At 41.7% G+C, this 17,931-nt stretch carries 18 protein-coding genes and 1 tRNA gene; 8 read left to right on the top strand and 11 right to left on the bottom strand.

Annotated elements, in window-relative coordinates:
- Positions 1-71 precede the first annotated feature (71 nt).
- The gene (locus ACE1CA_RS28465) at positions 72-1,724 is read left to right on the top strand and encodes an alpha-amylase family glycosyl hydrolase (RefSeq protein ID WP_413279436.1); all 1,653 of its coding nucleotides are present in this window, start codon (positions 72-74) and stop codon (positions 1,722-1,724) included.
- A 318-nt stretch (positions 1,725-2,042) separates the two neighbouring features.
- Here the strand turns inward: ACE1CA_RS28465 and ACE1CA_RS28460 are convergent, their stop codons facing one another.
- Complete coding sequence (locus tag ACE1CA_RS28460) at positions 2,043-2,564, bottom strand: DUF29 domain-containing protein (protein WP_413279435.1); 522 nt, start codon at positions 2,562-2,564, stop codon at positions 2,043-2,045.
- 128 nt (positions 2,565-2,692) lie between these two features.
- Here ACE1CA_RS28460 and rpsO point away from each other — a divergent pair, with 128 nt between their 5' ends.
- From rpsO to aroF, 3 genes are all read left to right on the top strand, one after another.
- Entirely contained in the window at positions 2,693-2,962 is a 270-nt protein-coding gene (rpsO, locus tag ACE1CA_RS28455; protein ID WP_413279434.1) for a 30S ribosomal protein S15, read from the top strand.
- Positions 2,963-2,967: 5 nt separating this feature from the next.
- Positions 2,968-3,495, top strand: a complete 528-nt coding sequence (locus ACE1CA_RS28450) for a PAM68 family protein (protein WP_413279433.1) — start codon at positions 2,968-2,970, stop codon at positions 3,493-3,495.
- A gap of 99 nt (positions 3,496-3,594) precedes the next feature.
- A complete protein-coding gene (gene aroF / locus ACE1CA_RS28445; RefSeq protein ID WP_413279432.1) occupies positions 3,595-4,653 on the top strand; it encodes a 3-deoxy-7-phosphoheptulonate synthase in 1,059 nt (352 codons plus the stop codon).
- A gap of 174 nt (positions 4,654-4,827) precedes the next feature.
- Here the strand turns inward: aroF and ACE1CA_RS28440 are convergent, their stop codons facing one another.
- The 3 genes from ACE1CA_RS28440 to ACE1CA_RS28430 all read right to left on the bottom strand — a co-directional run bounded on the left by ACE1CA_RS28440 (position 4,828) and on the right by ACE1CA_RS28430 (position 7,264).
- Positions 4,828-5,181, bottom strand: coding sequence for a DUF1257 domain-containing protein (locus ACE1CA_RS28440; RefSeq protein WP_413266424.1), 354 nt, complete (start codon positions 5,179-5,181; stop codon positions 4,828-4,830).
- Positions 5,182-5,288: 107 nt separating this feature from the next.
- Positions 5,289-6,815 carry a stress-responsive protein Ycf46 gene (ycf46, locus tag ACE1CA_RS28435; protein WP_413279431.1) on the bottom strand — a complete coding sequence of 509 codons (1,527 nt, stop codon included), beginning with the start codon at positions 6,813-6,815 and terminating at the stop codon, positions 5,289-5,291.
- 95 nt (positions 6,816-6,910) lie between these two features.
- Positions 6,911-7,264, bottom strand: a complete 354-nt coding sequence (locus ACE1CA_RS28430; RefSeq protein WP_413279430.1) for a slr0373 family blue light stress response protein — start codon at positions 7,262-7,264, stop codon at positions 6,911-6,913.
- Between the two features lie 323 nt (positions 7,265-7,587).
- On the opposite strand from ACE1CA_RS28430, the gene ACE1CA_RS28425 reads away from it, so the two are divergent.
- Positions 7,588-7,659: transfer RNA gene (locus tag ACE1CA_RS28425), tRNA-Cys, on the top strand.
- 51 nt (positions 7,660-7,710) lie between these two features.
- Here ACE1CA_RS28425 and ACE1CA_RS28420 read toward each other — a convergent pair.
- Positions 7,711-8,184 carry a GNAT family N-acetyltransferase gene (locus tag ACE1CA_RS28420; RefSeq protein ID WP_413279429.1) on the bottom strand — a complete coding sequence of 158 codons (474 nt, stop codon included), beginning with the start codon at positions 8,182-8,184 and terminating at the stop codon, positions 7,711-7,713.
- 193 nt (positions 8,185-8,377) lie between these two features.
- On the opposite strand from ACE1CA_RS28420, the gene rnhA reads away from it, so the two are divergent.
- Entirely contained in the window at positions 8,378-9,229 is an 852-nt protein-coding gene (rnhA, locus tag ACE1CA_RS28415) for a ribonuclease HI (RefSeq protein ID WP_459563659.1), read from the top strand.
- Positions 9,230-9,379: 150 nt separating this feature from the next.
- Here rnhA and ACE1CA_RS28410 read toward each other — a convergent pair whose 3' ends face one another.
- The 4 genes from ACE1CA_RS28410 to ACE1CA_RS28395 form a co-directional block, all read right to left on the bottom strand.
- Complete coding sequence (locus tag ACE1CA_RS28410; RefSeq protein WP_413279427.1) at positions 9,380-9,826, bottom strand: DUF29 domain-containing protein; 447 nt, start codon at positions 9,824-9,826, stop codon at positions 9,380-9,382.
- Between the two features lie 139 nt (positions 9,827-9,965).
- Positions 9,966-11,894 (bottom strand): alpha-amylase family glycosyl hydrolase, encoded by a 1,929-nt coding sequence (locus ACE1CA_RS28405; RefSeq protein WP_413279426.1) that lies wholly within the window; start codon positions 11,892-11,894, stop codon positions 9,966-9,968.
- A gap of 168 nt (positions 11,895-12,062) precedes the next feature.
- Positions 12,063-13,787 (bottom strand): ABC transporter ATP-binding protein, encoded by a 1,725-nt coding sequence (locus ACE1CA_RS28400; protein ID WP_413279425.1) that lies wholly within the window; start codon positions 13,785-13,787, stop codon positions 12,063-12,065.
- A gap of 38 nt (positions 13,788-13,825) precedes the next feature.
- Positions 13,826-14,878: a YegS/Rv2252/BmrU family lipid kinase gene (locus ACE1CA_RS28395; RefSeq protein WP_413279424.1), complete on the bottom strand. Its 1,053-nt coding sequence runs from the start codon at positions 14,876-14,878 to the stop codon at positions 13,826-13,828.
- A gap of 294 nt (positions 14,879-15,172) precedes the next feature.
- Here ACE1CA_RS28395 and ACE1CA_RS28390 point away from each other — a divergent pair, with 294 nt between their 5' ends.
- Both ACE1CA_RS28390 and ACE1CA_RS28385 read left to right on the top strand, forming a co-directional pair.
- Positions 15,173-15,946, top strand: coding sequence for a class II aldolase/adducin family protein (locus ACE1CA_RS28390; protein WP_413279423.1), 774 nt, complete (start codon positions 15,173-15,175; stop codon positions 15,944-15,946).
- 28 nt (positions 15,947-15,974) lie between these two features.
- Positions 15,975-16,628 (top strand): VOC family protein, encoded by a 654-nt coding sequence (locus tag ACE1CA_RS28385; protein WP_413279422.1) that lies wholly within the window; start codon positions 15,975-15,977, stop codon positions 16,626-16,628.
- Between the two features lie 223 nt (positions 16,629-16,851).
- Here the strand turns inward: ACE1CA_RS28385 and ACE1CA_RS28380 are convergent, their stop codons facing one another.
- Positions 16,852-17,223, bottom strand: a complete 372-nt coding sequence (locus ACE1CA_RS28380) for a hypothetical protein (protein WP_413279421.1) — start codon at positions 17,221-17,223, stop codon at positions 16,852-16,854.
- A gap of 203 nt (positions 17,224-17,426) precedes the next feature.
- Positions 17,427-17,693 (bottom strand): hypothetical protein, encoded by a 267-nt coding sequence (locus ACE1CA_RS28375; RefSeq protein ID WP_413279420.1) that lies wholly within the window; start codon positions 17,691-17,693, stop codon positions 17,427-17,429.
- Between the last annotated feature and the right edge of the window lie 238 nt (positions 17,694-17,931).

Genomic DNA, 17,931 nt, shown 5'->3' with positions numbered 1-17,931 from the left:
ACGACCGATCCGAAAAAAGAGATAGTAATTAGAGAATAGCCTTGTAAGCATTCTCTAACCAAATAATTACTATGACCAGTTTAATTGAATTTAAATTATTTGCTCCTTATAACAAAGGTGCAGCTTTAATCGGTTCCTTTTCCGACTGGAAAGAAATCCCAATGGAAAAAGGCAAAGATGGTTTCTTTCGCACCAAAGTAGAACTAAAAGATGGGACTTATCAGTATAAATTCCGCGTTCAATCAAAATCATGGTTTTTAGAAGAAGACCAATGGGTAAATATTGTCGATCCTTATGCCACAGACATTGACGATCCTACACAAAACGGCATAATTCGGATTAAAGATGGGGAAAAAATAGTTGATACTTACGTTTGGAAACATGATGATAAACCTTTACCCCCAGACCATGCTTTAGTAATTTATGAAATGCACATTGCAGACTTTTCTGGTGGAGAACCCGATCGTTATGTGAGGGGTAAATATAAGCACGTAGTTGAAAAATTAGATTACCTTTGTGATTTGGGAATAAATGCGATCGAACTAATGCCAGTAAAAGAATATCCCGGCGATTATAGCTGGGGATACAACCCCCGTTACTTCTTCGCCACCGAATCTAGTTATGGCACAACCGCAGAATTAAAAGCCTTAATAGATGAATGCCATGCCAGAGGAATTCGAGTATTAATGGACGGGATTTATAATCATTCCGAAGCATCAAGTCCTCTAACCCAAATTGACCACGATTATTGGTATCATCATTCACCACGCGACCCCGGTAATAACTGGGGCCCAGAATTTAATTACGAACATTACGACGAAAATTACCAATCCTATCCCGCCCGTTGGTTCATCGGTGATACAATCAAATATTGGATTAGAGAATATCATCTTGACGGCATTCGTTACGACGCAGCAAGGCAAATTGCCAACTACGATTTCATGCACTGGATTACCCAAGAAGCCAAAAAAACAGCTGGTACAAAACCATTTATTAACATTGCCGAACACATCCCCGAAACTACCAGCATTACCAACATAGACGGCCCAATGGACTCTTGTTGGCATGACAGTTTTCGCGCTTGTATTGTCGAACATATTTGCGGCGACACCTTCGATTTAGAACGTCTCAAAGATGCCTTAGATGGCAAACGTCAAGGTTTCATGGGTGCCACAAATGTTGTTAATTATCTCACCAATCATGACCACAATCATGTCATGGCAGAATTAGCAGACAGAGAAATATTTGATGAAGCAGCATTTCAACGCAGAAAATTAGGGGCAGTTTTAGTCATGACTGCTGTCGGAATTCCTATGTTGTGGATGGGAGAAGAATTTGGCGAATACAAATACAAAACTATTGAACCCTCAAAAATCGATTGGAGTTTATTGGGTAATGATTTGAACAAAAACCTATTTTATTACATGAAAGGTTTGATTCATTTACGCAAAAACAATTATGCACTTTACACAGAAAACATCGACTTTTTCTATGAAAATGCCGATGATAAAGTGTTAGCTTACTGTCGCTGGAATGACAAAGGTTCTCGCGTAGTTGTGGTTGCCAATTTCTCGGACAATTTCCTTGGTGGGTATCAAATTCCTCACTTTCCAGCAACCGGAACTTGGCACGAATGGACTTACGATTACGATGTAGAAGTTGGTGAAGCAGGTTTAATTACCGACTTAGGCGAATACGAAGCAAAAGTCTTCGTTTGGAGTTGACACGGGTGTATTAGAAGGAGAAATAAAGAGTTGTCACTCTTGTCAGTATACAACTTTTAACAACAAAATCAGGGTTTGAATCGCACATCTGGCAAAGTTATGACTCTTGTAGTAGCAAAATTATAGGTAAAGTCACAAGATAAAACCCTGATGCTTTCAATATGTTGATCTACTTAAGCTGTTCCCCATTTAAATTGGATTGTTTGGAAACAGAAGAAAATTGGTCTAATTCTCTCCCCTGCTCCCCTGCAATCTCAATAAGTGATTTAAATGCGTAACAGCTTACGCTCCCATTATTTCCTAATAGAGGAGTCAAGCTTATGATTCTGATATCTCATCTGTAGATTTGGGGGAGATTCCGTAGCGTTCAAACAAATCCCTATCTTTATCCGTAATTTCGCCCGGAAAAAACTCCGGGCTGTTTATTAATTCCCAAGAGTAAGGAACTTCAGAAGGAAAAGTTTTTATTTGTAGTCCTGTTTCATCAACAGCTAAATCTAATCCAAGTAAATAAGCTTTATTTGTCGCTTCATTGAAAAAAGGTTTTAAACTAGGGTTTTTCTCTATTATGTCTTTAATTTTTCGGCGCTGTTCTCGAATTGTCTTGAGCCAACTGCTAGATCTTTTGTTGGGTTGATACTGCCATTTTAATAAGTGTCCCAGTAGAATCTCTAGACGACTTACTAACTCTTGCTGTTGCTGTTTACCCAAAGATTCTATTTCCTCAATTAAATTTTTGATATCAAGAAGATCTAACTGGTTTTGGCGTAACAACTCTACTTGTTTTTGTGTCCAACCATAAAAGTCAGTTTCGTATAGGTCGATGAGTGGAAGGTTCATAGTTTCTTCCTCTGATAGCTCTGTACCTCCCATTATCACACCGCTCCCCATTTAGCCGAACCATTTCAAACTTCAGGTAAACTGTGATAATATAATAGACTGCTGAATTAATAAAATAGATTTCATTCATGGCCCTGACTCAAGAGCGTAAGCACCAACTAATTACTGATTACCAAGTCCACGAAACTGACACAGGTTCCGCAGAAGTGCAAATTGCTATCATGACGGAACGGATCAATCGCCTTAGCGAACACCTGAAAACTAATCAGAAAGACCATTCCTCCAGAAGAGGATTGTTGAAATTGATCGGTCAACGCAAACGCCTATTATCTTACGTTGCCGAACAGGATCAACAACGCTATCAAGCTTTAATCGGTCGCTTGGGCATTCGTGGTTAAAGAATATGTCCGAGGAATCTAAATCCAATCAAGAATCCGATCGGAATGCTTCATCAGGTAAGGAACGCTTACCTTTTGAGCCAAAAAAGAATCGCAAGAAAACGCCAAAGAAACCACCTGTCAAGGCGGTGGAGGCGAAAAGCCAAGCTCCAACAAATACCCTTTCTAAAGAGCAAACGGCAATCCCAGCTGCTGTGAGCGAAAGAATGCTGCGGCGGATAGGATTATTTTCTGGTGTTCCCACAGTTTTTGGCATTTCCACGTTCATTATTAGTTATTTTGTAATTACTCATGGCTGGTTCCAACTGCCGAATAGCGCAGTAGTACTAGTTAGCATGGGCTTTTTTGGTTTGAGCGTTTTGGGGTTAAGCTACGGGGCAATCTCGGCTTCTTGGGATGAAGACAGACCGGGAAGCCTTTTCGGTTGGCAAGAGTTTACCACCAATTTTGGACGGTTGAGGGAAGCATGGCGATTCCGCGATCGCGGATCGCAAAGCGAATCGGCAAAACAGAAAAACCAATCGGAAAAATAGCCCTGCCAAACTGAAATTTTGCTTAAATCGAGTAATTGCCAGGATTATAAATGATAAGTCGTTAAGTACAACCCAAGTAAGTTAACAGGGAATTGTCAAATGATTGTAGTAATGAAAGTCGGCTCACCAGAAGGTGAAATTGCCCGCATTAGCGACGAATTGACCAGCTGGGGACTGACACCAGAAAAGATTGTTGGTAAGCACAAGGTAGTAATTGGTTTAGTTGGTGAAACAGCTGACTTAGACCCTTTACAATTGCAGGAAATTAGCCCTTGGATCGAACAAGTCCTGCGGGTAGAACAACCTTTCAAACGGGCAAGTATCGAGTTTCGTCACGGGGAAGCCAGCGAAGTACCAGTTTCTACTCCCAATGGCACGGTTTACTTTGGGTTACACCATCCTTTGGTAGTGGTGGCTGGGCCATGCTCGGTAGAAAATGAGGAAATGATTGTTGAGACTGCCAAGCGAGTTAAAGCTGCTGGGGCGCAGTTTCTCCGGGGTGGTGCTTACAAACCTCGGACTTCTCCTTATGCTTTCCAAGGTCACGGGGAAAGTGCTTTGGAGTTTTTAGCGGCTGCTAGAGAGGAAACTGGTTTAGGGATTATTACTGAAGTGATGGACACTGCCGATCTGGAGACGATCGCCAAAGTAGCTGATGTACTCCAAATCGGTGCCCGCAATATGCAAAACTTCTCTTTACTCAAGAAGGTGGGCGCACAAGAAAAACCAGTATTGTTGAAGCGGGGAATGTCGGCTACCGTTGAAGATTGGTTAATGGCAGCTGAATATGTGTTAGCCGCAGGTAATCCAAATGTGATTCTTTGCGAAAGAGGAATTCGGACTTTCGATCGTCAATACACCCGCAATACTTTAGACTTGGCTGTTGTTCCCGTGTTGCGGCGCTTAACTCACTTACCGATTATGATTGACCCCAGTCACGGTACGGGTTGGGCGACTTATGTACCGGATACCGCAAAAGCGGCGATCGCGATCGGTACCGACTCCTTAATGATTGAAGTTCACCCCAACCCCGCCAAAGCTTTATCCGATGGGCCACAATCTCTCACGCCCGATCGCTTTGACTCCCTGATGCAAGAACTCTCAGTTGTCGGCAAAGCAATGGGTCGTTGGCTCCAACCTGTTGCCGCTGTAGTTTGAGGCACGTTGTTGCGCTGTTTTCGCTAAAGCGCAACAACGTACCTAACGAGAAAGGCCAGCTTTCCGCTGACCTTTTTAATCCACAATATAATTCCATCTATCCGATAGGCTGTTGAGTAGAGAAACGGGCTAACATCAGCAGTTAACCCGCGAGCTTGGGAACGCGCAGAGCAATTATTTTTGCACTACTAGTTTAACGTTGGCGTTTTGCAAACCACGTTGCTTAACTTCAGCCAAAGTCTTGTTCACAGCATATTTTTGGTTGATAGAATTGATCAATTCGGTTTGGTTGTGCTTCTTAGCAACACCCCACAGGTCAGCGATCAGGTCAAAGGTACCATCGCTGTTGCGAGACCAACCCAGGTCATATTCGCCTTCGAGAACTGCAACCAAGTCAGCACGAACACGCTGTCCATTGTAACCACGAACATCTGCATTGCTCTTAACAGAGATGCCCAGGTCGCGCAAAGAAGTTTTCAGGATTTCAGCGTCGGTGATTTTGGTACGCAGTGTGCTAAAGTGAGACATTGGGATTCCTCCTAGAGAAACTAGAAACAAACAACAACATTTTGTTTTTGGTCAGAAACTGCTAGCTTTAGCTAGCCTTTCCTCCTGTTGGGAGCAGGAGAAAGCTTTTAAAACTCCATTCGCTGATATTCAGCAACGGAGGCGGCAGCTGGTCTGGCACGCTGTCTCGCCCAATCTCTCAAAGCTGTAACCTGTTCGGTCATAGTCCGAGATAGGGGTTGCGTAGCCTTAATTGCGGCGATAATGTCCAACTGCGTGAATTCTCTGTCTTGGGCAAACGCTTCATACATTGCAGCGACTAGCGCTTGCTCAATTTCCGCACCGGAAAAACCATCGGAAACTTTTGCTAATTGATCGAGGTCAAAGCGGGCTACTTCTCGACGGCGTTTGGTGAGGTGAATTTTGAAAATCTCTTGACGTTCCTCTGCATTTGGTAGGTCTACAAAGAAAATCTCGTCAAAACGTCCTTTTCTTAAAAACTCTCCCGGTAATCTTTCTACTCGGTTTGCGGTTGCCATTACAAACACTGGCGAAGTTTTCTCTTGCATCCAGGTGAGGAAGGAACCAAAAATCCGACTTGAAGTACCACCATCTGAATCGGCAGAACCTGCACTGCCAGCGAAAGCTTTGTCTAATTCATCAATAAACAGAATGGCTGGAGAAATTGATTCTGCGGTCTTTAAAGCGTTCCTGAGATTGGCTTCCGATCGCCCTACCATTGAACCGTCGTACACTCTACCCATGTCTAGGCGCAATAACGGCAAACTCCAAAGTCTAGAGGTAGTCTTAGCAATCAGGGACTTACCACAACCGGGTACTCCCAAAATTAACATCCCTTTTGGTTGGGGTAAACCATACTCTCTCGCTCTCTCGGTGAAAGCATTAGAGCGCTGCATCAGCCATTTTTTCAGTTCTTCTAACCCACCCACCGCTTCGATCGTTTCATCTTCTTCGATATACTCCAGAATTCCGTTACGGCGGATAATTTGCTTTTTCTCAGAAAGTACGATGTCAACTTCGGCTTCGGTCAGGCGACCAGAGGTGACTTGAGCTTTGCGGTAAACTTTTTCCGCTTCATCTTTGGTTAGACCCAAGGCAGCACGTAATAGCTTTTCTCTAGCTTCCGTACTTACCTTTCTTCCCCTTCCACTTTGCTCTAGCTGCTGGGTTAATACCTGATTGAGTTCTGCCATGTCCGGTAACGGGAAGTCTAGAACTACCACTTCCTTTTCCAGCTCGATCGGAATGGTCTGCACCGGGGACATCAGGATAATACTTTTCTGTGTACCCTTGAAGCTGGCGATCGCATCCCGCAGCCATCGCGTTGTCTGTGGATCGTTGAAAAATGGATGCAGATCTTTGAAGATGAAAATACTAGAATCTCGCTGGGGGTCTCGCTGTTGCCGATTCATTGCCCACTCAATTGCCGCTTGCGGTGAGACTGTGTTGTGTTGAACGCTGCGTGGCTGTCCATATTCCACCATGCCTTGCGTTACTGTCCACACAAACACCCTTCTTTGAGGTCTCATCTGCGCGATCGTCGAGATTGCCTGCTCTGCCCGCTCTTCCTCGGAGGTTACGAGGTAGATCAGAGGATATTGAGCTTGTACTAGGATGCTGAGCTCTTCTTTCATTTCGCCACGACCTACTTAATATCTACCGAATTAAAGAGACGATACAGACAGTACCAGAGTTTTCATTTCCTGCTCTTACTCGCTATTTAGCCACTTTAGCAGGGAACTAATTCTTCAGCCTCTCCCTGTTGAGTAGATTCCTCTGTCACCGTTACCTTCTCAACTGATGAAAGCTCCTCTTCTGGCAATATACCTGGCTGCTTTTTCAGGGAAGCTAATTCCCCTTGTTTCATAACTAGCGAACCCGTACACTCCGGACAACTGTAAACCCGATGCGTTTGCCCGTAAGCTGCTTCTATTTCTCCCACGATTTCTGGATTATCCAGGTAGAAGATAATCGCTCGTTCAGCAATCGCTGACATCGGTTCTGAGTCAATAGCGGCTCTTATTTTGAGTTGACGGTGCAGCTCTGGTGAAAGATACAACGTAACCTTTTGTTTGTCTTGCATAATTGACTCATTTCAGTTGTTCTACCCGGGTATGTGTATCAGACTATCGCTTGATTTTCCTAGTGTCAAGACATCAAGCTGCTATGACAGCAATATTGTTACATTTGTTCATAATTACTCTAGAAACTCTTGTAATTAAAAGGTAGTTCAACAGCCAGAAGGTAGATCTCATCTAGTCCGCAAGTATGATTGAGAAAGGGAAGGGAAAGAGTTTTAAGTTAAAATTTCCGCTTGTCTCTCCATCAAATTCTCTAAAGAGAAACTCAGTTTTAATAGAGTTGCTAAAAAAATAGTAGTTTGATATTATAGAAATTCTGAAAGACGGCGGCATAGCCAAGTGGTAAGGCAGAGGTCTGCAAAACCTTCATCCCCCAGTTCGAATCTGGGTGCCGCCTTTTAAAAGTAACTTACCAATTACTTAACTTTGTTGCGGTACATTGGGATTGTTATACAACAACACTTCCCAATACCTTGCGGAAAATGATTTTGTCCTCTCCCGCTTTGTAAAATTCTCGAATCCTCGCTTCCTCTTCATAACCGTTCTTTCGGTAAAATGCACGAACGTATTCAAACTCCTCCAGCCCAGAGGTTTCTACTAGTAGAACACGCTCACCATTTTCAGCCAGCATTTGCTCGACGTAGCCTAACAAAACGGCTCCGCGTCCCTGCCTTTGCCAGTTGGGATGAATAGCGATTAGATAGAGATTCCATGTCCCCTCGGTCATTCGTTCCGGTGCAACGTAGGCAACACCCACTGGCTCACGATCGTAGTCGGTCAACCATACATCTTCGCTTTCGTCACTGAAATGCTGATTGAGCATTTGGGCGAGTTCTTCAATATGGTTTGACTCGAAAAGTCCTGTCGCTTCTGCCAAAGCAAGTAATGCGTTCGTGTCATCGGGTGTGGTCAATCGAATCATCGCGAGTTCCAGTTAAGGCTTGTACGTTTGCTTCCATTATTCAAGCACCAACATTAGAATTTCCCATCGCCTGAATAATAAATTCCTGAGATACTTGTAACTAGTGCGATCGTACCAGTTTGAGCAAACAATTCTCAGTTTTTGGTTATGCTCAGATAGCGATCGCATAAACCAAGAATTACTGAAAATTTTGATGTCTTCCTTTCCTCAAATTAAAAGCATATACACCGATGGAGCTTGTAGCGGAAATCCTGGCCCAGGTGGTTGGGGTGTGGTAGTTTATTTTGCAGATGACTCCGTTTATGAAATTGGGGGCGCAGAAGCTCTCACTACTAATAATCGGATGGAATTACAAGCTGCGATCGCAGCCTTAGAATTCCTCAGCAAAACCGAACAAAAAGAACCCATCACTCTCTACACCGATAGCGAATACGTAAAAAAAGGGATTACCATCTGGGTGAAAGGTTGGAAAAACAAAGGCTGGAAAACCTCCCAAGGTAAAGCCGTTTTAAATCAAGACCTTTGGGAAACACTCGATCGACTAAACTCCGCAAAAATTAATTGGCAGTATGTTCCAGGTCATGCTGGTAACGAGGGGAATGAACGCTGCGACGAAATTGCCCGGAACTTTTCCCTGAGTCGCCCGCAAACACTCAAACAACTGCCAACATCAGAGATATTTAGTTCGGAAACAACAGACCAAGCTGGTTACATAACGTTACAATCCAGTGAAGTACGCTCTGACGTTTCTACATTCAAAATAGCTATGACTGATGCGACTATTTCTTCTGCTGAGACACTGGAAAGTTTATCTGGTGAAGCCAGGGTTATACAGCTTCGTAATTTAGTAGAAGTTCTGCATATTGCTGATGATATTGCCGCTAAAGGCTACCTAATCACCAGTTCTGAATTAGCAGACTTAATGGATATTCATACCAGCGCCGTTACTAGTCGAGGAGACAACTGGGTGTGGCGTAATTGGGTAGTGTCGCGAGTCCGGCGCGAGGGCAATCAAATTCTCTGGCAATTGGAACGGGTAGACTAGTGCAAAAAGGCAGAAGGGCAGAAGGCTTTTATGTTTGGCTTTTTAGCTGTTTTCAACTGCTCGATCGTTTCTGCTGCACTGCACTAGATTTAAAGAGGTGAGATTGCAGATTTTTTCTGCAATCTCACCTCAAAATCTACACAAAATCAATCATTCCCAATCAAAATCAAGTAAGTTCTCAAGAGTATAATCACTAGGGCGCATTTCAGGGAAGTTAACAGAAGATCCTGTTTTCTTTTTAACAGACCTAAATGCACGCTCATAAACTAAATCTAAATTTTCTTCTAGATAGTTTCGTAGGTTTGTAGTAAGTTCCCGATCTAATTCATCGCGCCAATTATAAATCTCTTCTCTCCATCCATTAGCATTGTATTCTCTTTCGCTCTCCCAATATTGAAGCAGTAATAAATGTGCAACTATATTTCTTAACTTACTAAATACCTTGCTTTTTTCACTCCTGCCCAAATACTCTAACTCCTCAATTAAATTCTCTACATCCAAAGCATTAAATTGACGATTTTTTAGTAATTCTATAGTGGCTGACAACCACTCTAAATCGTCTGTTTCATAGAGAGTTTTTAAGTCAATAACACTCATGTTTCCGCCCTTTAGGTTGTTATGCGAGAGAAACCGGAATCGTTAACTAGATTTTGCTCTTACCTACTACACTAGCAACTTATCATCTGTAAATCCCCGACTTCTTCAAGAAGTCGGGGATTTAGACAGCGAGTTTTGCTTATGATTCTCTTCCACTCGCCCACATATCACGCCATTTCACAGTTCCTTCGCTGGCAACTACCCAACGCCGACAAACTAAATTTTCCCGCAAAGGCGATTGACCTTCGCGCAACAAGGCATACTTGTAACTAATCAATTTGCCAGCACTTTCATCGAAAGGAATTTCGCCAAACCAAGTATTAGTATTGATGTATTCCAAGGGAAAACCTTTAGCAATATCCCAATTTCCTAATTCGGGACAATCACCAATTACGACAATTTTTTCACCTGGTTGAGTGTTTACGCCGTTAAGTTGGGCGCGAATAATTGTTTGCCCTTTCACTCTTTCGCCAACGTGACTGATAACAATTACATCTCGCGTTTCTAAGGGTAAATCGATTAATTTACCTTCGACAACTTGGAATTTGCGGCGAGTGACAGCACAAGTATGTTCGCCATCAGGTAAGTCTGTTAGGACTTCGGGAACTGTGGTTGCTGCGCCACGATTTAAGGCAACAAAACAAATTGAATCCCGATATTTTCGCACGTAACAATATACATCAGGTGTGATAAATCGCTGCCATTGTCCACCCATTGAAACAGCAGGATTTAAACGTCGCAAACCAGAAAGTAAGCGAATAAATCGATATATTTCTGTGTCTGTATCCCAATTATTCATCATGGGGCGATTATAAGGATCGTTACCGCCATTTGTATCATCATGCAAATATTGTTCTGTACCGTAATAAATGCAGGGAATACCACGACAAGTCATGACTAAAGAAATTGCCACTTTTAACATTTCAGGGTCGGGATTGAAACTTTGAAAACGTGGCATATCGTGATTATCAATGAATGTTACCAATTCATTGGCACTTTTATATCGATGATCTTGGTCAAAAATCTTCTGAATTTCATGGAATCCTCCCTCTGCACCTTTTGCTAATGCTTGGCGAATTGCTACACAAAGTCCAAAGTCAAGTATTGACATTCCTGATTCGTTGGCAAATTCTACGGATCGATCGTCAAACGGACTACTATAAATCCATTCTCCAAATATGAAAACATCCGGTCTATGTCTTTGAATATCGGCATTAAATTCTTGCCAAAACCAGATCGGCATATGTTTAACAGTGTCAACTCTCAAGGCATCTACACCTCGGTCTAACCACTGTTCGATCGCAGATTTGATATAATTTCGGTACTCAATATTGTTCTCGTTGAAAGTAGCTAACCCGGAAAGTTCGCAGTTTTGCACTTGCCATTCATCTTCCCAATTAGTAACAGGGCCATAATGGTGATACCAGTTATTTTTATCATCGTTAAAGTCGGCAATTTTAACTCCGTCGTCGTAGAGTTCGCCTTTTTTTCCGCTAAAGTCGGGGTTACTATGATTGCAAACAATGTCGAGAATTAACTTCATGTTTCGCTTGTGCATTTCGGCAATTAAGCGATCGAATGTTGTATCTCTAGTTTCTTGAGTTTGGTTTAGCGATGGGTTTTCTCTTTGGCTAATAAATCGAGGATTTAAACGCTTAAAATCTTTCGTCCAATAACCGTGAATCGCTGCTTGTTCTACAAATAAAGCTTCGACTTGTTCAAACAAAGGAGTTAACCAAATTGCTGTAACTCCCAAATTTTTTAAATAATCGAGTTTGTCAATAACTCCTTGCAAATCTCCACCCCAATATTTACCCCAATCTTTCGCTTCTGGATCGTATAATTCGGGATTTGGCCCTTCGCTATTTTCAGGATCTCCATCAAAAAAACGGTCTACAACAATGAAATAAATTGTCTCTTGGCGAAACTCAATATCTCGCGTATAAAGAAACTCTAAATCAATTTCTGTGTCCGTTTTTTGTTCGGATACTAATTCAGCAACTTTTGCAGGTGCGTCTGTTACTTCGTACTGTTGTGAAGTAGATTTGGGAGGTGGAGTGGCGACCATATTAGTATTTTTTTCGAGTTAGGTTAGTGACCAAAGAAGGTCTTACATTTACCAACTTTAATCAGTAGAGCCTGCTTTTGTATATCTATCGATGGGTAGAAGCTAGTAGAAGAAGTCAGAAGGTAGAAAATAAAGAAGGCTCTAGCCAGCAATTTTTTAGTTAATTAATTACTGAAATTGTTGAGCATAAAAACCTGAATAACGTCCACCTTTTTTGAGTAATTCTTCGTGAGTTCCTGATTCGACTATTTCCCCATTTTCTAATACTAAAATCCGGGTTGCGCGGCGTACAGTGGCTAATCTGTGAGCGATGACAAAGACTGTTCGATCGCGCATTACCCTCTCCAATGCTTCCTGTACCAAAGTTTCTGATTCCGAATCTAACGCCGAGGTTGCTTCATCTAAAATCAGAATTCTGGGATTATTAAATACGGCGCGTGCGATCGCAATTCTTTGCCTTTGTCCTCCCGACAAATTAACACCTCTTTCTCCTACCCAAGTTTGATAACCTTGTGGTAACTTAACAATAAACTCATGAGCATTAGCAATTTCTGCGGCTTTTCTTACCGCATTCATATCAAATTTACTATGTCCATAAGCAATATTTTCCGCAACAGTTCCCGAAAATAACACAATATCTTGCGGAACAAGTCCGATTTGCCGACGCAAACTTTTTAATGTTACCTTTTGGATATCAATTGTATCAATAGAAATCTTTCCTCCTTGGGGATCGTAAAACCGCAACAGCAAATTTATTAAAGTAGTTTTTCCCGCACCGGAAGTACCAACTAAAGCAATCATTTCTCCCGGTTTAGCAGTTAAACTAAGCTTTTGTAAAACTGGTTTATCGGCTAAATATGCAAAAGAAACATCCCGATATTCCACATTACCACTAGTTGAAAATAACTTAATAGCCTCTTGGTTTTCTACAATTGATGGTTGTTTGTCCATCAGTTCAAAAATTCGCTCAACCGATGCTTCTGTTTGTTTAAATTGGTTGTAATTAGTAGTACTAAAAGATATGGGATCGATTAGCATTGCTACCGCAGCTATATAACTTACAAAACCTGGCCCTGTTAAATTACCTTGGGAAATTTGCCAACCACCCAATAAAAACAGAATTAGTACGCTAATTCCCTGTAAAACACCAACAATAAAAAACTGTAATGCTCTAATTTGTTCCGATCGATATCGTGCAATTCTATGCTGTTCTGCTTCTACAGAAAACCTCTTGATTTCATAATCTTGAGCGCTAAAAGCTTGTACTAAACGAATCCCGCTAAAAACTTCCGTCAACAATGCTGATAAATTAGAAATTCTGGTTTGACTGCGCCGGGAAAAATACAGCATTTTTTCCCCAAACCAAGTAATCAAAACTGCCATTAAAGGCGCTACAATCAAGGCAGCTAAAGTTAACTGCCAATTCAACCAAATCATGTAGCCTAAAACAACAATTAACTGTAAAATACAAGGAACGAATTCATGAAAAAATTTATTTATTACTTCGCCAATTCGATCGATATCTTCCGTTAACCGATAAGACAAATCTCCAGTTTTTGCTGTTTCAAAAAAATCGAGATTCAAGTGTTGTAAATGAGCGTAAACTTGCCTGCGTAATTTTAGAGAAATTTTTAATGCAGCTTTTGCCATTAAAGCATTTTGACCGTACTGCACGATTCCCCGAATTAGGAAAATTATCGCACCAATCCCGGCAAGTTGGGCGATCGCTCTCAGATTACCCTGACCGATATATTTGGCAAACTGACCAGCCAAGCTCGCCAAAATAGGCCAGAATATGGTAAACGCCAAGGTGCAAACTAATGCTAGAGCGATCGTTTTCCACTCAGGAACAATGTAAGGAATCAGTAACTCGTAATTAGAACGCTTTTTCAATCTCAAACTTCCCAAAAATCCTGCTGAAATTTAGGTTATCAGCTTTCTGGGTACTCGCTGTCACTATTGGACAAATTGTTATTTTCTTTCGGTTCTATAGTTAAATCGGGTAATCCCTCCAACTTCTCCACAGGTGCTTCCGCTTGGCTCTGTGGTATCATCACAATTAAACTTTTGGGAATCGCTTCCACAAACACGGGTGTAGTTCCAATCACCTCTCCATCTACCACAACTTTTTGCGGTGGGTCGGTATTAATTAATGCTCTTTTCACTCGCAAATAACCAATATCGTTGCGTTCTGTAGGCGTACCGCTGAAAGCACTTTTTAATAAATGATAGGATGCTGCGATCGCATTTAACACGCTTACCGGAGCAAAAATTGTTACATCCAAAAACTCATCATCAGGAACCAAACTAGCAGGCCCTTGAGCCAAAATAGAAGTAGGCGGCGCAACATTTGCTACAGTTACTCCCACAGCCGAAAAACTAATAACTTCATCTTCCCTTTCAAAGCGAGTGTCAAAAGATTTTAAATCTTTTAGTTGGTTAATAGCTGATAAAATATAAGCAAAAATTCCTAATCTATTTTTAGCTGCTCTATCTGCTTTAGCAATAGTCTCTGCTTCCAAACCAATCCCTGCCAAAAGTAACATTGGTTTCCCATTACAACGAGCAGTACTAATTACTCTGGTTACTCCTTCTAAAATAACCTGACAAGCAGCTTCAATATTAGCAGGAATTCCCATACTCGCAGCAAAAGCATTTGCCGTACCACGAGGAATTACAGCTAACGGTATATTACTATTAATTAAAGCATCAGCCGCAGCAGAAATAGTCCCATCACCACCAGAGGCAATTACCAACTTTGCACCCCGTTCTAAAGCCTCTCGCGCTAACTGAGTAGGACTTACTTCTTCGCTAGTGAACTGAATGTCTAACTGCAATTCTGGCTCTAGAATTGACTTGATTAATTCTAAGTCTGTTTCATTGTTTCCTCTGCCTGCGATCGGATTAAAAATCAAACAAGCGGAAGTATATTTTGGTGTTTGTCGATCGGTTTCTGTTTTAATTACTTCGTTTTCTGACATCATAATTGGTAATTGAGCCTAAAAATATATCTTTCGATAGTTGCAGATATTTGCTGAAATTGATTAACAAATTGGTGTAATGCAAATAAATTAATCGCTTTCTCTAATTCTGATTCTGACAGATTTTTTGACTGTCAATCATTTTATTAATAGCTATTGAATTAAAAATTTTTGTAAACAATAATCGATAGGTATTTAACAATTAGTTCACCCACTTAGAAAAATAAAAATTACTTGGTTAAACTAAGTACAGACGTTTTATAAAATGTCTCTACCGTACCTGAAAAAAGCAAACTTATGGTTAATGTTAGAGTTCCCAAAGTTATCCCTCAATCGCCCACATTTTCGTCGTTTGAAGCAGAACGTCTGTACCGCAAACAACGTCTTGCTGCTGCCTTTCGTCTGTTCGCCAAATTTGGTTTTAGTGAAGGTATTGCCGGACACATTACCGCCCGTGACCCGGAAAACCCGAATCATTTTTGGGTCAACCCTTTTGGAATGCACTTTCGGCTAATTCGCGCCAGCGACTTGATTTTAGTTAACCACCAAGGCGAAGTGATTGCCGGAAACAAACCTCTCAACGAAGCCGCTTTTGCCATTCACTCCCAAGTCCATGCTGCCCGTCCTGATGTGGTAGCTGCTGCCCATGCCCATTCCACTTACGGCAAAGCTTGGTCTTGCTTGGGTCGTCTCCTCGATCCTTTGACTCAGGATGCTTGTTCGTTTTACGGGGATCACGGCTTATTTGATGATTATACCGGAGTTGTGCTGGAAATTGAGGAGGCGCGAAGAATTGCTGGGGCGTTGGGCGATCGCAAAGCCCTCATCCTTCGCAATCACGGACTGCTCACAGTAGGTCATACTATAGATGAAGCAGCTTGGTGGTTCATCACAATGGAGCGTTCTTGTCAAGTACAACTAATGGCAGAAGCCGCTGGCAAACCCATCTTGATAGAACCGGAGTATGCCAGTTTAACCGCTAAACAAGTAGGTTCGCATCACATGGGTTGGTTTAGTTTCCAACCACTTTACGACCTGATTGTACAAGAACAGCCAGATTTACTCGATTAATTTTAGGTAAGTAAAAACTAGCGAAACCATGAAACAATTAGAGACTAGCAAAGGCAAATTCTCCCCTGGAGAATCACCTTTTTCGGAAAAATTAGGCTTACTGGAATTTAAACCCGATTATGCCACACCAGACTTTTTTGCTCGGTGGTCTTTTCATACTAAAATTTACGGCGAAGCAGTAGAAGTAGACCATTTAGTTGTCAGTTTCCTTGACTTTACTAGCTTAGAAAATTACGCCGCAGCTTTGGCTAAATTCCAAGGCAGAGTTGTGGAAGGGCCAGGAATTTTCCCCTTAGAATTCTGTCCCCAAAATTATAGTCTGACTGCTGATTTGTGGATACATTTAGAAACCATATTAATGCCTTCGGGTGGTTTAGTTGTTTTACAAGCACCGCACGCGGAGGGCGATCGCACGCACCGCTTTATCCAAGAACGAGGACTAGCAGCCGTGCATCACGTAGCCATCAAAGTTGACGACCTGCAAACAGCAGCATTAAATTGGCAAGAAAAAGGCTTTATTCCCCTATCTTTAGAACCTGTAGTAGGTGACTCTCTCACTCAATGGTTCTTAAGAAATTCTGCTGGACAAATCATCGAATTAATTAACCGCAGTCCCGAAAATCAAGCCACTTTCTTCTGCCAAAATATCGGCGGACTTCGGATGTCGGAAATCAAGGTTTAGTAGACTCAGATCTTACACCTTGAGGCAGAGCCTCTGTTTTTCGTTACCAGGTTGAACCTGGTAACGAGATCTGGGAGGTAGAACCTCCCAGATCTGCAAGATCTGAGTAGAGATTACCCATATTGTAGAGACTTTGTATACAACGTCTCTACTTTTGCATCTGCAAAAAAAATAGTAGGACAACAAGCCCTACCACCACCCAAAGGAGAAACTTTATTACTATTTAAAAACCTGCAAATTCTCTTGATTCTAACCCGGAAAGTTGTTGGGCAATCATTAATCTCGCTTCTAGTTTAGCGACACTAAACTGATTTCTCAGATATTCTAAATGAGCAACAGCATTACTTTTTTCGGTTGCTAATTTTGCTGAGAGTTCTTGAGCTTTTTGGTATTCTTGATTAACTTGCAATAATTCAAATCTTCGGGCTTTCCGTTGGCTATCATTTTTTAGGTTAAAATCAGTGGCAACTATCATCTCTGCTTTGCCTTCAAAAGCAGAAATTACTTGACGTAACGCAGACAATTCATAGTCTAATTCTACGATCGCTTGGTTGGTTCTAGCGATCGCTACCGGATAATCACTCAGCTTGAGCATTAAAACTTATCCTCTGAAACTGTAGCCAGCAAAAATTACCTAACTAGCAACAACTAACTAGTAACAAAATGGTAGGGAAACAAGGGGAAATTAATTAACTCCAAACCAGATCGGGATTTATTGATTTACATGATAAGCAAGATTAATTAAGAAATCTCGCCGCTCTGTAAACCCCGATCGAACTTTCCCCTCTACCTTCTACTTTAAGCAACTAATTCCTGTGGATGAGAATGAACAGAAATTTCCGGCAAACTAAGAGTTAGTTGCTCAGACTGGGGCAAACCTGCTTTATCCAAAACTTCCACTTCAATCTGCACAGAAACTAAGTAAGAACCAGGTTTTCCTCCCACCACTTCTGCAATCAACTTAGCGAAATCAGGACGCTTAGCTGTTAGCGGATCTCGCAAAGTGCAACGATCCCACTCCTGCTTCGCGTGAGGATTGAGATTGAGAATATAATGCTTATTCATAAGCTAAAACCCGCATCCATGCTCTACAACTTTTTTCCTTAGCCAGTTCCTAGATTAGGTTGGCTCAATCACTTAACTTGAATCTATTATAGTACAAATGTACTAAGTTGTCTACCCCCATTCTTATAAACACTAAAAAAACCTGTCTGAGTAACTAACTAGACAGGCGGAGAGAGATTGTATATCTTTAGTTTTCCATAAAGAATAGCTAATGAGGAAGTAGGTATTTATCGATTCT

This window comes from Floridaenema evergladense BLCC-F167 (assembly GCF_041929205.2).
GTDB lineage: Bacteria > Cyanobacteriota > Cyanobacteriia > Cyanobacteriales > Aerosakkonemataceae > Floridanema > Floridanema evergladense.
This window is presented reverse-complemented; position numbering and strand designations above follow the sequence as displayed.

Excerpts from the sequence above, each read along its gene's own strand:
- ACE1CA_RS28465 (WP_413279436.1), top strand. The coding sequence starts at position 72 with ATGACCAGTTTAATTGAATTTAAATTATTTGCTCCTTATAACAAAGGT.
- ACE1CA_RS28460 (WP_413279435.1), bottom strand. The coding sequence starts at position 2,564 with ATGAACCTTCCACTCATCGACCTATACGAAACTGACTTTTATGGTTGG.
- rpsO (WP_413279434.1), top strand. The coding sequence starts at position 2,693 with ATGGCCCTGACTCAAGAGCGTAAGCACCAACTAATTACTGATTACCAA.
- ACE1CA_RS28450 (WP_413279433.1), top strand. The coding sequence starts at position 2,968 with ATGTCCGAGGAATCTAAATCCAATCAAGAATCCGATCGGAATGCTTCA.
- aroF (WP_413279432.1), top strand. The coding sequence starts at position 3,595 with ATGATTGTAGTAATGAAAGTCGGCTCACCAGAAGGTGAAATTGCCCGC.
- ACE1CA_RS28440 (WP_413266424.1), bottom strand. The coding sequence starts at position 5,181 with ATGTCTCACTTTAGCACACTGCGTACCAAAATCACCGACGCTGAAATC.
- ycf46 (WP_413279431.1), bottom strand. The coding sequence starts at position 6,815 with ATGAAAGAAGAGCTCAGCATCCTAGTACAAGCTCAATATCCTCTGATC.
- ACE1CA_RS28430 (WP_413279430.1), bottom strand. The coding sequence starts at position 7,264 with ATGCAAGACAAACAAAAGGTTACGTTGTATCTTTCACCAGAGCTGCAC.
- ACE1CA_RS28420 (WP_413279429.1), bottom strand. The coding sequence starts at position 8,184 with ATGATTCGATTGACCACACCCGATGACACGAACGCATTACTTGCTTTG.
- rnhA (WP_459563659.1), top strand. The coding sequence starts at position 8,378 with ATGTCTTCCTTTCCTCAAATTAAAAGCATATACACCGATGGAGCTTGT.
- ACE1CA_RS28410 (WP_413279427.1), bottom strand. The coding sequence starts at position 9,826 with ATGAGTGTTATTGACTTAAAAACTCTCTATGAAACAGACGATTTAGAG.
- ACE1CA_RS28405 (WP_413279426.1), bottom strand. The coding sequence starts at position 11,894 with ATGGTCGCCACTCCACCTCCCAAATCTACTTCACAACAGTACGAAGTA.
- ACE1CA_RS28395 (WP_413279424.1), bottom strand. The coding sequence starts at position 14,878 with ATGATGTCAGAAAACGAAGTAATTAAAACAGAAACCGATCGACAAACA.
- ACE1CA_RS28390 (WP_413279423.1), top strand. The coding sequence starts at position 15,173 with ATGGTTAATGTTAGAGTTCCCAAAGTTATCCCTCAATCGCCCACATTT.
- ACE1CA_RS28385 (WP_413279422.1), top strand. The coding sequence starts at position 15,975 with ATGAAACAATTAGAGACTAGCAAAGGCAAATTCTCCCCTGGAGAATCA.
- ACE1CA_RS28380 (WP_413279421.1), bottom strand. The coding sequence starts at position 17,223 with ATGCTCAAGCTGAGTGATTATCCGGTAGCGATCGCTAGAACCAACCAA.
- ACE1CA_RS28375 (WP_413279420.1), bottom strand. The coding sequence starts at position 17,693 with ATGAATAAGCATTATATTCTCAATCTCAATCCTCACGCGAAGCAGGAG.